General features: G+C 35.1%; 21 protein-coding genes. 4 read left to right on the forward strand and 17 right to left on the reverse strand.

All coding sequences use genetic code 11. The features are described 5' to 3' along the window. Nucleotides 1-106 precede the first annotated feature (106 nt). From NP781_RS18900 to NP781_RS18980, 17 genes are all read right to left on the reverse strand, one after another. On the reverse strand, nt 107-502 hold the full coding sequence (locus NP781_RS18900; protein WP_257520582.1) for a hypothetical protein: 396 nt from the start codon (nt 500-502) through the stop codon (nt 107-109). A 49-nt stretch (nt 503-551) separates the two neighbouring features. Next, entirely contained in the window at nt 552-941 is a 390-nt protein-coding gene (locus NP781_RS18905) for a hypothetical protein (RefSeq protein WP_257520583.1), read from the reverse strand. 65 nt (nt 942-1006) lie between these two features. After that, nucleotides 1007-1717 carry a hypothetical protein gene (locus NP781_RS18910; protein WP_131521416.1) on the reverse strand — a complete coding sequence of 237 codons (711 nt, stop codon included), beginning with the start codon at nt 1715-1717 and terminating at the stop codon, nt 1007-1009. A gap of 59 nt (nt 1718-1776) precedes the next feature. Further along, complete coding sequence (locus NP781_RS18915) at nt 1777-2001, reverse strand: hypothetical protein (protein ID WP_257520584.1); 225 nt, start codon at nt 1999-2001, stop codon at nt 1777-1779. Between the two features lie 256 nt (nt 2002-2257). Further along, nucleotides 2258-2560 (reverse strand): hypothetical protein, encoded by a 303-nt coding sequence (locus tag NP781_RS18920; RefSeq protein WP_257520585.1) that lies wholly within the window; start codon nt 2558-2560, stop codon nt 2258-2260. Between the two features lie 29 nt (nt 2561-2589). Next, the gene (locus NP781_RS18925; protein WP_257520586.1) at nt 2590-2994 is read right to left on the reverse strand and encodes a hypothetical protein; all 405 of its coding nucleotides are present in this window, start codon (nt 2992-2994) and stop codon (nt 2590-2592) included. 35 nt (nt 2995-3029) lie between these two features. Further along, on the reverse strand, nt 3030-3461 hold the full coding sequence (locus NP781_RS18930) for a hypothetical protein (protein WP_257520587.1): 432 nt from the start codon (nt 3459-3461) through the stop codon (nt 3030-3032). 277 nt (nt 3462-3738) lie between these two features. After that, nucleotides 3739-3912, reverse strand: a complete 174-nt coding sequence (locus NP781_RS18935; protein WP_257520588.1) for a YkvS family protein — start codon at nt 3910-3912, stop codon at nt 3739-3741. Between the two features lie 5 nt (nt 3913-3917). After that, on the reverse strand, nt 3918-4469 hold the full coding sequence (locus tag NP781_RS18940; RefSeq protein WP_257520589.1) for a Holliday junction resolvase RecU: 552 nt from the start codon (nt 4467-4469) through the stop codon (nt 3918-3920). Nucleotides 4470-4514: 45 nt separating this feature from the next. Continuing rightward, complete coding sequence (locus tag NP781_RS18945) at nt 4515-4766, reverse strand: hypothetical protein (protein ID WP_257520590.1); 252 nt, start codon at nt 4764-4766, stop codon at nt 4515-4517. A 14-nt stretch (nt 4767-4780) separates the two neighbouring features. After that, nucleotides 4781-5758: a ParB/RepB/Spo0J family partition protein gene (locus NP781_RS18950; RefSeq protein WP_257520591.1), complete on the reverse strand. Its 978-nt coding sequence runs from the start codon at nt 5756-5758 to the stop codon at nt 4781-4783. 31 nt (nt 5759-5789) lie between these two features. Further along, nucleotides 5790-6551, reverse strand: coding sequence for a ParA family protein (locus tag NP781_RS18955; protein WP_257520592.1), 762 nt, complete (start codon nt 6549-6551; stop codon nt 5790-5792). Beyond that, entirely contained in the window at nt 6526-7446 is a 921-nt protein-coding gene (locus tag NP781_RS18960; protein ID WP_257520593.1) for a rolling circle replication-associated protein, read from the reverse strand. The genes NP781_RS18955 and NP781_RS18960 overlap by 26 nt, the downstream gene beginning before the upstream one ends. A gap of 287 nt (nt 7447-7733) precedes the next feature. After that, on the reverse strand, nt 7734-8078 hold the full coding sequence (locus NP781_RS18965) for a hypothetical protein (protein WP_257520594.1): 345 nt from the start codon (nt 8076-8078) through the stop codon (nt 7734-7736). Between the two features lie 27 nt (nt 8079-8105). Continuing rightward, nucleotides 8106-8369, reverse strand: a complete 264-nt coding sequence (locus NP781_RS18970; protein WP_257520595.1) for a hypothetical protein — start codon at nt 8367-8369, stop codon at nt 8106-8108. Between the two features lie 31 nt (nt 8370-8400). Then, nucleotides 8401-8553: a hypothetical protein gene (locus NP781_RS18975; protein WP_257520596.1), complete on the reverse strand. Its 153-nt coding sequence runs from the start codon at nt 8551-8553 to the stop codon at nt 8401-8403. Nucleotides 8554-8705: 152 nt separating this feature from the next. Then, nucleotides 8706-8897: a helix-turn-helix transcriptional regulator gene (locus NP781_RS18980; protein WP_257520597.1), complete on the reverse strand. Its 192-nt coding sequence runs from the start codon at nt 8895-8897 to the stop codon at nt 8706-8708. Nucleotides 8898-9049: 152 nt separating this feature from the next. On the opposite strand from NP781_RS18980, the gene NP781_RS18985 reads away from it, so the two are divergent. From NP781_RS18985 to NP781_RS19000, 4 genes are all read left to right on the forward strand, one after another. After that, nucleotides 9050-9700 carry a LexA family protein gene (locus NP781_RS18985; protein ID WP_257522554.1) on the forward strand — a complete coding sequence of 217 codons (651 nt, stop codon included), beginning with the start codon at nt 9050-9052 and terminating at the stop codon, nt 9698-9700. 82 nt (nt 9701-9782) lie between these two features. Then, nucleotides 9783-11210 carry a recombinase family protein gene (locus NP781_RS18990; protein WP_257520598.1) on the forward strand — a complete coding sequence of 476 codons (1428 nt, stop codon included), beginning with the start codon at nt 9783-9785 and terminating at the stop codon, nt 11208-11210. 318 nt (nt 11211-11528) lie between these two features. Then, the gene (locus NP781_RS18995; RefSeq protein WP_221682831.1) at nt 11529-12212 is read left to right on the forward strand and encodes a Crp/Fnr family transcriptional regulator; all 684 of its coding nucleotides are present in this window, start codon (nt 11529-11531) and stop codon (nt 12210-12212) included. Between the two features lie 135 nt (nt 12213-12347). Beyond that, nucleotides 12348-13007 carry a peroxiredoxin-like family protein gene (locus tag NP781_RS19000; protein WP_257520599.1) on the forward strand — a complete coding sequence of 220 codons (660 nt, stop codon included), beginning with the start codon at nt 12348-12350 and terminating at the stop codon, nt 13005-13007. The last annotated feature ends 158 nt before the right edge of the window (nt 13008-13165 follow it).

Below are 13165 nucleotides of genomic sequence, written 5' to 3' on the forward strand. Positions count from 1 at the left end.
ATAGGAAGACTACATCGCAAAGCAAACCTTGTTACTTTACATTACCATAATATAACGGATTTCCAATAATTTCAGCACTTTAGGAGAGTGTTCTTTTATGACACCTTTAAAGTGAACTGTATTCTTTTACCACCTTCACAGCCCTCATTACTTCTGCGTGGCGTTTTTTTATATAACTAGCACTATAGCCAATTTCAACTGCAATTCTTTCAAGAGTTTTTCCTTCAACATACTTTTTATAAATGATATTACTTTCAAGTCCTTTGAATGCTTTCATGATCTTCTGCATATTGTATAAGTCATTCATTTTGTGTGCGAGTTCATATTCAATTACTTCAATTAATTCCTCTAATTTTGCTCCATGAGATTCTGGCGTTAATTTATATTTTGCTAAATCTCCATGTACCCACCGCTTCAATTCATTTTTAGAACGAATTAAATTATGGTCAAGATAGGTAATTTCATCTTCTAACCTTTGATAATCTTTCAACCATTCGTACATGTACAACACCTACCTTATTTCTTTATCAAATCCTCATATTGTGCAGTAATTATTTTCCGAATGTTTCTCGCAATAAGCTATATTCTGCTTCTGGATCGTAATCAATTAGTTCTCGAATCATCGCTATTTTTTTAGCGTTTTCATCTTGCAATGTTTGCTTATGGAACGTGATTACCCCTTTAGCAGCGTCATCCGTTCCAATTTTTAATGAAAATTCAACCCCTTTTTGTTCTGTATGATATTCAATGCCATTAATTCTCACATCAAAAACAGGGAAACCAAACAATTCTTCGTATTTTTCTTCATAAAAAAGTTGTAGTTTTTCAAAAAGTTCATAACCTGAATGTATATCTACGAGGTGAGTTACCTCATCATCAAATTGACCACTGATAAACTCGATAATGGCAACTGCCCCAAATGTTAATTGATTTTCTTTCACTTTTATAACCCCTCCCTGTATTGCACAATATCTTTCTGTTGTGATTGTTTAATAATTTGAAGTATTTATGCCTTACGCAAGGCTCGTATCTCTCGCGATAATCCAATATATTCATTCCAATATTCCTCACGATAATCTTCTTTCATTTTGAAATAACGTTCGTTATCCTTTACGAAAACCTCACACCACTTTTGATTCCACTTTGCTTGTAAGGTTGCTACCACTGACGGCTTTGGTGCTGCATAATGCGTTTGCACCTTTAAAAGTACTTCTTCAATCGTTAAACCGTCTTTATTCATGTATAATGCATGTTTTATTTTGTCTATAGTGTTTTTATATGGTGTAATTGATTCGCCACCTTTAACACCACCAACATTTAAAACGTCTAGTTCTTCATCGATATAATCAGCAATTTTAAACCGTTTAGCACTTCGCTGACGCTTGCCCCAAAAATAAATAGATACTTTGTTGCGGTACGCTTTTTCATCGAAATAAATTAAACCTATTTCTAAGTGCTTCAACCAATCTAGGATTAATTGAGCGTGATAGTGTTTCGGCTTTGGAACTAAAATGAACATATAATCGACTAAATGTTTACGTCTTTCTGCTTGTTCAATTACTTTAAAATTAAGTGTCGTTTTCATTTCAATGCCAATGTACACATTTCCATGCTTGCCGACTACATCTAAATCTACTACCTCAGCAAACACTTTTTCACAATTCATTTCATTAGATAAAAACTGTTTTAATGGTTCAAATAAGTCTGATTCTTTCATTGATAAACTCACCTCATTTACTCAAAAATTAGTTTCTTTTACTGCACAATATCTTTCAATTACACCTCTAACTGCTTTAATTTCATGTTCCAAAGTTCTGCAATTTCTTTAGCTAAATCAATCTCGAAATCATTAAAGAAATAGGCATTTTCAATATTCTTTGTGAATGTATAATGCCAACTGATGTCAGAATCATTAGCGATATATTCATTTATGACATCAGGTAATTCACCTCTTATTTTCGAAGGTTTCATATAACTTTGATAAACAAGGTATCTTGCCATATTAGATTCACCTTATTTCGCAATAGATTTCTAAAACGATTCACACATTCTTCTTCTATGATCAGATTCAAAATCACAATGATTACAATGATACGTACCATCTTCTCTAACCCAACAATCCCAATAACCACAACTAGAACAAGTAGCCCAATCGCAATCACATTCAGGATCAGTAGCTTTCGCACCGCAGCCTATACAGGTGTCTTTTAAACCCAATCTTTTCAATCTAATCACCTTCCTGTGCAATATCTTTCGATTATTCATCATCCTCTTCTGGATACTTAACAAAATCTTCTGCACCTTCGAATATTTCTTCAAATACTTGTTCAATAACTTCCATCATTGGACTTTCTCCAGTATCAGGATTGCTGCCATCCACCAAATGTTGGGCCAAGTATTTAGCAAAAGCTTGTCTATGACCGCGTTTCACCTTTACTTCATCAAAATTGTTAGGGCTTGCTTCAAAGCCCTTAACCAAATTAGATATTGGAATTTCAACTTTCAATTTTTGATTAGTTACAGTTGCTGTAAATCCTAATGACTCAAATTTTTCAGCCATACTTCTTCATCCCTTCTACACATTTTCTTTCAATTAAGAACATCACTAATCGGCTCTCTAATAATGCTGTCATCTGCAATTTCGATTGGTGGCATTTCACCAATTCCGAAAGTAGCGATTTTTTCTTTCATTTCTACTAACATCTTATCTAAGTCATTTCTTTTAATTGCATTCACTAGCATTGGAGCAACAAAAGTTTCATAGTAATCTAGTGTACCTTCCCTAGTAGCAGCCATAATATGAGTGAGAAAATTGTGCGGCAGTGTTATTACTCTACTTCCTGTTGAAGTTTCAGAAACGACAATTCCTCGCTCAGTTCCACCAGCACAAAAGCTGTATTTTCCAATTTTTATTTCATGTCCATAAAACGGCACCCATTGTTGCGGATAAGCTAACCAAAACTTTTTAAATTGACCATCAACCTCAATTTTCATAACCTTTCCCCTTTCTCCCGAACAAAATTGATAGATTAAAGATTAGACATATCATCTTTTAACCACTCTTCATTCTTTCCATCATCATAACCATAGTCTGTGACAGTACCCTGCGTTCCTTCTGGACACCATTTATCACATGAGCCATCTACTTGAACTGTATTGTTGTATTCGCCTGTTACAAAGCAACCAAAAGCATAATGACCACAAGTCCAGCAAACCTTTTCACTCATTGATTGCAAGCCCTCTGTCACTGGCATATTTTTAATGCAGCCGTGAGAAATAACCAACTGATTTTTATTAATCGCTATATTACAATCTTGATGCAAATGGAATCGAGTGTGTTTTTCATCTTGTTTTGCTGTTACGTAGACGGCATTTTCGCTTTTTTTGATTACCCCTAAACAAGCAAAGCATTCATGTTCTTTACGAGTCTTGACCATTTTCTTTTTGATGTTCTCTAACATGCTGCCCCTCCTTTATTTCCTATCCGCTTCTTGGTTTTTCGATAGATTGCTATTTATAAATCTGTAGCAAAAATGTATGTCATGAAACAATTCTTCAAATTCTGTTGTTTTTTTGACAACGAAAAATTTTGAATCGCGAATAATCTCCAAATCTTGTAGTTGAAATGATTGTCCATCTTGCAAATTTAAGAGTTGCCGAAAAACAGAATCATTGCTCTGGATATTTATGTCACAATCGAAGATGCTCAGTTGAGAAACCACCATCACCTAACACTCCTTACGCTTCACTTTTTATTTTGTAGCGCTTATGTGAAACTACAGTGGCGTCATACGTGCCATCAATATCAACAATGACTGAATTACTTAACACCTTGCGCACAATACCCATGCGAGTTACGTTAGTTTTTTGCTCTTCCCATTCAATGACGTCACCTATTTTTGCTTTTCCCATAGTAATCATCCTTTCTTAACTTTTGCTTCTATGTTGAGTGCAGCTAAATAATCGACTACGTACCCATTTCCTGATTTCACACGTTTGCAATTTTCTCTAAAGAAGTCTAGCGAAATGGACTTTGAACCTCGTCCAGTTTCCTGATTTTCATACGCTTCTGCCAATTGCTCGAAACGCAACACATAAATTTCAGGCTCATTTTTACCTTCTAACCAAAATGCCACTAACAAAAATGCTACAGCTCCGTGTCTATGCCATGATTTCAGCGTCTGGTATTGATGCGGTGAGATGTTTTTCAATGGGAATCGTTTAAGCTTAGTTTCCTTTGCATCAAAAATAATTGAATGTCCTTCATAAATTCCGTTATAGTCAACCCATGTTGCTGTATCAAGATGGCCTGATACCTTATTTCCATCTGTTTTTAGGATTTTTACTGGTGTAGGCACTTTTCTAATATCTGCTAACCAAGCGTTGCGATATTGGTTATTTGTCATTTCTACCAGCATTTCTAGCTTTGCACCTCTATTAGCGTGACTTCTTGAATAATGTGTTTTCATATCGTTTCATCTCCTCGCATGTTAAAAAGCAATTTCAATATTGGTTTAGCAGATCTTCAGAAAATGTTTTTCTAAAATTTGTTCGTCCAGTTCAAGCCATAAAATTTCTTCATCCACTCTGCCCGACAAGTTAAGCAAGTGCACGGTACTAAGACCGCGCTTTTGCTTATCATCTCTACGCCACTTCGAGCCACCTTTTACTACCGCTTCTTTTCCAGTAATAGAGGTGTTATCGCATATGTTAATAACTAGTGGTTCGTTACAGATATACATTGATATTTCTTCATGCATTTGCATCAAATAAGTCACCCCTATCTGATTTTCTTAATACTCATAATGACAAAATCTTCTGGAAGACCGTTTTCTCCACCTTTTTGTAAGTAAATAACCTTCACTTCACAAAATCTCCCTGTGTACAGAATTTCATCACGATCAAATTCATTTATTTTTAAAATGTCGCCCACTCGGAAGCTTCTATTGTCAAAACCACACATGAATGTCTTCAAGCCTTTAACAATGTCTTCAAACTGTTCAATGTAGCTGTCTAATTCATGTGTCATTGGCTTTTCTTTTTGCTCAGACTCTATGACTTCCTGTCTCTTTTCTTTTGCAACGGAAGGTGTAAGCAACTTTCCCTCTTTGTACTCCTGTGCTGCTTCTTGTTGCTGTTCCTCTGGAAGTCTTGATAATTCATAAGCAGTCGTGATATTAATATTTTCTTTGCTAAATTCTTCTTTTAGCTCTGGCGATAATTTTTTGTTGATGCTGTCCATACGTGCAACCTGTGATGGAGATACTTTCATAAGTTCAGCAACAATGTCACGCTTACGGCCAGTGAATTGAATACCACTTTTTCTAAGATCGCTTAGTAGCTCCTGTAGTCGTGCAGCTTGATATGTCTTTTCAGCATCAGTTAATTCCCTTGCTGTGGAATTTGCTAAAATGAGTTGTAGTTCAGCTTGAATGTCGTCCATTGATTTCATAATCTTGCATGGTATTCGATTAAACTGTTCATTACCTTCTGCATAAAGTTCTTGCATGGCTTTTAATCTTCGATGACCACTTATGACTTCAAAATCGTTCTTACGCTCCCGAACCAATAAGTTTTGTTGAAGGCCCATTAATTCAATGCTAGCTTTTAATTCCACCACATCACGGACAGTGTATTTATTCATTTCTGATGGAATTAACTTTTCGATAGGGATGAAATCTACTTTGAATGCTAGTCCATCCTTCTCTACCGCTTCCTTAGACTTATCACTCATTAGCTGGCTTAGATTAAATTTCATGTGTTCGTCCCTCCGTTTTTTGTGTCCGAAACTAGCACATTTCTAGGTATTCTTTGACCAATTTTTCATAGTCCTGTCCAGCAGTTGATTTCTTGTAATCTAGCAGTGGTCTTCCAACAAATGTTGTTTCATCTACTTTCACTGTTTTCCTAACAACAGTGTGGAAAAGTGGATAATCTGTGGATGAAGACAAATATTCGTTCCCTTGCACATTTACACCATTTCGCTGATACATAGTAATGAAGCAGCCCTTAAATACAATGTTTTCGTTAAACTCTTGGACATTAGCTATTTGATCCAATAGCTGCTCCAATCCATCGAAAGCAAACTTGTCCACTTTGATAGGCACTAACACATCGTCTGTAGCAACAAGTGCATTAATGACTGTCATATTGATGTCAGGCGCATTGTCGATAATGCAGTAATCATATTCATCATTTAACTGAGACAAAGCTTTACGAAGTCGTGTTTGCTGTGGTCGTGCAACGTCTAATAATATTTCTTTATTGGCTTGTAGCAGATTCATATTAGCTGGAATGATGTCTAAACCTTCGTATGATGTACTCTTAATAACACTGTGGATATTGCAATCCCTCTCAGTTAATAAGTCTGCTAAACTCTTATCCTCGTAATTATGCAAATTAAAAAACTTGGAAGTATTCCCTTGCTTATCGTTATCAATGAGCAGTACCTTTTTTCCATGCACTTTTACTAATGCGTGAGCAATATTGATAGCAGAGATAGTCTTTGCTACTCCGCCCTTTAAATTAATTATGCTGATCGTCTTCATCATCTAATTTCCTTCTTTCTTTAGTTATGCTATCTATCCGCTTCATTCGTACGTACAAGTAAGCCCCCGAAACGAAATCGGAAAACTTCACTTGCATGTCTTTGAATTGATAATCTTTGTGCCACTTTTCAAAAATTTCATGTGCTGATACTTCATCCTTAGCGATCTTTTCCGCACGTCTACGAGTCAGCTTTTTATCTGCCACTGTAACAGTTGGTTGCTTTAGATTGCGAGAAGGTGTATAACGTTTCATCGTTTTGCTACCTTTCTCTTTTGTGATATAACGAGCCATTCCCTCAAAGCCAAAATCATCACTTTGCAGTCGTCTTGACTGAGTACGTCCCCCACAATTCCACAACTTTTCAGCAACATCACGATCAGGAAAATTTGTAACCATGTGATGGTGAGCCCTTACCTTGTTGCCGTCTCTTGTATGCTCTGTCACATAGATATACTTCAATTTAAAATCTTTATACTGCTCCTGCTTTTTAAGCCAATTTTTCATCCGTCTGATAAGATTTGTCATATCCTTTTTGGCTTGTTCAAAATCTACTGGCATTTTCCCTTGTGGGTAAGTGTACGTAAGCCAAATATCCACATAACTTCTGAAATTTGTGTTAATAAGTCGTGTAACATGTTTCTTAGTGTTTTTATCATTCAGATTTTTTTGTGCTTGGCTACTCTCACTTTTCTTTTTACGTAAACCCTGTGGTACTTCCCAAAAAGGGTAAGCTTCAATTTCCAATATTTCTCCACTCTTAATCGTTTTCACACGATACCCAGCTAAAGAATTGGCACGTAAACTCTCAATATGTTCTTCTCTACTATCCTTTTTCTCTATCGCAAACGATTCCTCATATGCTGCTAATACATGCTTAATGTTGTGTTTTCTCTTCATGCGAATCTCTCTCCCCATGTTGTTAATAATCTATTATCCTTGTCATGTTTAAGGCATCGTCGTAAACCTAATATCTATTACAAGGACGCTAATTGACTAATTACCATGAGGGTTGCTATACTAGCATTAACATGTTTGGCAATAGTCAAATAAAGCCGTACCTCTCATAAGTACGGCAAAGGTTGTAAGGTTTCTAACTATGTCCAGTAGTTAGTAATTGAGATCAAATTTTCAAGATTTACATGGCTGTTTAATCGTTGGAGCGATTAAGCAGTTTTTTTATGTCTTCAACTTGGGTTTGCATTGCGACTCACCACTGAAATCTTCTCGAACCGACTAGCAATCTCGGATAATTTGTTTCTTCGGTGCGCTTTAACCTGAGCTTCTAATTGCTTGATGTAAATGGCTCTTTCTGACAGAGCATCAATCAACTCTATTGCTAAATCAAAATCCCCATTTTTAAAGTGGTAATTAATCGCTGCTATCAAGTCCTTACGGCAAGCTTTTTCTTTTGCAAGTTCGATTTCTAGCCCTCTAAGACCACCAGTTGAAATTACCTTTTTATTCAAAAAATCCACAAATACTAGGTTTTGTAATGATTTTTCGTATGCGTGTTGTAGTTGTTCCAACATTCTCTTTCCTCCATTGCTTTAATTTTTTCACCATGTAATTTGCATAGCGTGTTGATCTAAGGAGATTACTCCATAACCCGCTTCAATTAATAGCGATTTAAGAAAACCCTTAGTACGTGGATCACATAAAGGATCAACATTGTATATAAGTGTTTTACACCCTTCATTAGCAGTTTCTTCAATACTGTTTATCAAGGATTCAAACCCTTCGCTTTCCAAAATGTTTTGTTTAAATTTTTCGTAATTCTTTTCTGCTATTTTTGCCATTTCACTCGCTGGTTGTAGTTTCATAATTTTTAACCTCCAATTTTCTATCAAAAAACTAGGAAACAAATTTAACTTCTTCAATTTGAAGATCAGGATTTAGAATTTTAAAAATACTAATTTCTAGTTCCTGTGGTAACGTCACCTTGGATAAATCCTTGATGACGTTACCGTTTTTATCTCTATTAATAATTTTTTTAGCACTATCCATCCTTCATCACCCCTTCCAGAAATTTCTTAACGTTGCTACCGTCATATAAGCTATAAATTCGAATACATATACCGTCATCGGCTCGGTACCACAGCGCTTAGATTATGTACTGACCGATAATTAACTTAAAGTTAACTATCAGTCAAAAAAATTTATGCAGTAATTTGAATTTCGTCTAATTCAACATCGTATAACTTCGCTAAAGCATAAATAACCAATTCCTTAGCATTACAGTTATTTTCCCATTGTGCCACTGTTTGACGAGATACTCCAAGACGATCTGCTACATCTTGTTGCGTCATATTACGATTGACTCTAAGTGCAGCTAAAGAAAATCTTTTCATTGACTTTCACTCCTCTCACAATTCTATTAACACAAATATAATAAACTTAAAGTTAATAGTCAACACTTAAAGTTAATTTTTTTCACAAAATGTTAGAAAAGTATTTACCTAATATAACTAAAAGTTTATAATATTAATAGAAAGGAGGTGCTATATTGCGAACCCAAAGAGAAATTTTTGCAGATAACTTACAAGCACTATTAAACAGTCGTGACGTTAGCCAAAAGGTTCTTGCAGAACATTTAGGAGTTAGTGAAACTTCAGTATCTTATTGGTCCCGAGGTGAAAAATATCCTCGAATAGATAAAATACAAAAAATAGCTGACTATTTTAATATTACTATGCGAGATCTTATGGACGACAAAAGAAAAGTTAACACCTTAGATCGGCCAACTAATTTGATAGAAATATCTCCTGCAACCATAAAAATCCCTATTTTAGGCAAAATAGCTTGCGGTGATCCAATCACAGCAGAAGAAAATTTACTGGGCTATAGATATGAATCGCCTGACAATTTACCTAGTGGAAAACTCATATACTTACAAGCTAAAGGGGATAGCATGGAGCCAACCATTCCTAATGGTTCTTACGTTTTAATAAGGGAACAGCCAGAGGTTGAAAATGGAGAAATCGCTGCTGTACTGGTTAATGGTGATACAGAGGCAACTCTTAAAAGGGTAAAAAGGCAAGGTGAAACCGTTTTTTTAATGCCTGATAACCCTAAACACGAGCCTTACGTAATTAGCCCAGATAATCCAGCTCGAATCATTGGTAAAGCAATACGTTTCACACAAGATTTATAATTAATATTTAGCGCTAAAAATTAATTACAAAAAAGAGCAGGCTCATACGTCTCGCTCTTTTCTATTATCTAGGAGGATTTTCGTGGATGATAAAGCATCAATCAGAGTATTTCTTTACATCAGAGTTTCTACTATAGAACAAGCCAAAGAAGGTTATTCAGTAGGTGCTCAAGAAGAACGCTTACTTGCATACGCTAAAGCTAAAAATTATACCGTTGTTAAAACTTATATTGATCCAGCTTATTCAGGATCAAATATGAATCGCCCCGCTCTACAAGAAATGATTAAACAAGTTGAGTTAGGCGCTGCCGACCTTGTGTTGGTATATAAACTCGACAGATTAAGCAGATCTCAAAAAGACACATTGTATTTAATAGAAGATGTATTTTTAAAAAATTCCGTTGATTTTGTCAGCATGAACGAATCTTTTGATACATCAACACCTTTCGGACGAGCTATGATTGGTATTTTATCAGTGTTCGCTCAATTAGAGCGTGAGCAAATAAGGGAACGTACTATGATGGGTAAAGAGGAACGTGCAAAAGAAGGTAAATGGCATGGCGGTGGCGGTAAATCAAAAACCGTTAAAGGTTATGATTATATAGACGGTAAACTTGTTATAAATGAATACGAAGCTGAATGCGTAAAAACGATATATGAAGAGTACCTTCGAGGAAATGGAACTAATAAAATTTTTCATCTTGTGCTTAAAAAGTACCCTGGTGTCACCAACACAGAAACCACCGTCCGTAACATTCTAACTAATCCTATTTATGCAGGTAAAATCAAGCACAAGAACGACTTCTACGAAGGTGAACACAAACCCATTATTACGCTTGAGCAATATGAACAAGCCCAAAATTTAATGAAGAAACGTGCTAGCACCTCTGACCCTTCTCGAAAGAAATACTTACTTACTGGACTTTTATATTGTGGTCACTGTGGCGCTCGTCTGTTTGGTAGAACAGGTGGAAAACTCAAAAACGGTGAAAATGTACGATATTACTCTTGCTACTCTAGACAAAAAACACGCATTCATATGATTAGAGATGAAAATTGCAAAAAGTCACACGAGCAAAAAGATATACTTGAACAGCATATAATTGATGAAATTAAAAAAATCAACATAAGCTTTGTTGAAAATTATCGCCTTGGAGATAAAAGTGATGTTTCCATTAAAATAAAGAGACTTAAAAGGGAAGTTCAAAATATTGATAATCAAATTTCTAAGTTAATTGATTTATACAGTTTAAACAAAGTTCCTATAGAAATAATGAGTAAAAAAATCGAGACTTTAAATGAGGAAAAAGAAAAAGTAACTCAGCATATAACTGAATTAGAAAACGAAAATACGCCCAAGAATTTTAAAGAAATAAAAAAAACGGTCTCCCAGTTAGCCACATTTGATTGGGATAACGAGGAGACGGATCAGAAACGATTGATAGTCGCCAAACTAATCAATAAAATAATCGTTTCTAACGATAATATTATCATAGATTGGGCATTTTAAACTGTGCATTCCTATGTTGCAAAAACAGTCTATTCAGGTGGAATGCGTTTGCTCTATGGTTCTTAAAACTGAACATCGAAAATGATATTTACTTTGTAAATTTTGGTGACCTTGATTAGGCGCAGTCTGCATATTGTAGACTGCGCTTTTTTCTTTTTTGATAGTCTTTTCTAAAGTTTTATTGTCTAAAAAAAAATAGCTAAACATCTGAAGAACAAAATAAAAAATATTGAGTGATGTCACCGATTCACGATTGATTTCAATGTGTTTACATTATGTTATAGTCTTGTTGGGCCCATGCAATTTTAAGGAGGAAAAATGGATAACATTCAATACTTATCACAATTTAATCTGCTTAATTCGCTCTCGATGGAAGATTTAATAGAAATGGAACAATTAACTTTAATAACAACCTTTCCGAAAAACACTTTTATTCAAACACCGGAAACTTTTTCGGAGGGACTTTACTTTGTTAAAAAGGGGAAGTTGCGCCTGTATAAAGTAAATGCTCAAGGTAAGCAATTTACTTCGGATATACTTAACGAAGGTAATGTATTTGGGGAAATGGATATCATTTCATTTGGTACTCGAGATAATTATATTGAAACGATAGTGGAAAGCCACATTTGTTTGATGAATAGGGAAAGATTTGAAGGTTTTTTAATTCAGCGGCCTCAATTTATGATGACATTATTAAAAGTACTAAGTAATCGAATTATCGATATGAGTCAATTAACGCAAAATCTAGCTCTTGGGAAACTACATGACAAAGTTTTATATGCACTTATTAAGCTCTCGGATCAGTTTGGACTTACTGGCGATAATGAATATTACAAAATAGATTTGCCTCTCTCACATCAAGAAATCGCCAATTTAGTTGGTGCAACCAGAGAAGCTGTAACTGGGGTCTTACAAGAGCTTGTTAAAGAAGAAGTCATTAAGACAGGATTTAAAACAATCTATATCCATCGAAAAAAGCTTTTGGAGAGAAACATTTCATAGGCTGAAAAAATGCAGGATAGTATCAAGTAACATAGACATTTTTAAAATGAGTTGTAAACAATATTACATCTTCCTCCAAGAAAAAAATGTATCGTATAACTATATACAAAATATATACGATATGGAGATGAGATAATGGAAAACACACCATTTCAAAAATTGCAACGAGAATTAGATATAGCAGCTACACATATGGAAGAGATGCTGTCAAAGGAAGTGCTAGATATATTCGAAAAAACGATACATGATTTACGAATATCTGATTCGGGTAGGGGTTTAATAGCTGGCGTCAAAGCGCCTGACTTCACTTTAGTGAATTCTACAGGTCAAAAGATAACATTGTCTGAAGAAATTTTGAAAGGTCCAGTTGTTCTTATATTTTACCGCGGTATATGGTGTCCATTTTGTAACCTTGAGTTAAAAGCATACCAGCGAATGAATGAGGACATTAAGGCAATTGGAGGCCAATTGATTGCGGTTAGCCCGCAAACCTCAAACTATTCTGCATCTGTGCAAGACAAGAACGAATTAAATTTTCATGTTTTAAGTGACTTGCAAAATAAAACAGCTGAAAAATATAAGCTTAAATTTAAATTACCTGAGTATGTCTATCCTATCTACAGATCGCTCGATATTTCACTCGAAACATTTAATGGCGATCATTCTTGGGAACTTCCCGTACCCGCTACTTATGTAATTGATAAAGAAGGAATCATCCGTTTAGCTAGCGTGGAGGCAGACTATAAAAAACGTATAGAACCTAGTAAGGTGATGCAAATTCTCCAGTCACTTTAATAGCATCTTAGAATTATAAAAATATTATGAAAGACTGTCTCTCTGTTACCACATTCGTTTGGGATAACAAGGAATCGATTGATAATCGTCAAATTAAACATTAAAATAATCGTTACCAACTGTGATTTTACAATATATTATTAATCAAAGCTTAAAAC

The organism is Lysinibacillus sp. FN11, from assembly GCF_024628845.1.
Taxonomy (GTDB): domain Bacteria; phylum Bacillota; class Bacilli; order Bacillales_A; family Planococcaceae; genus Lysinibacillus; species Lysinibacillus capsici.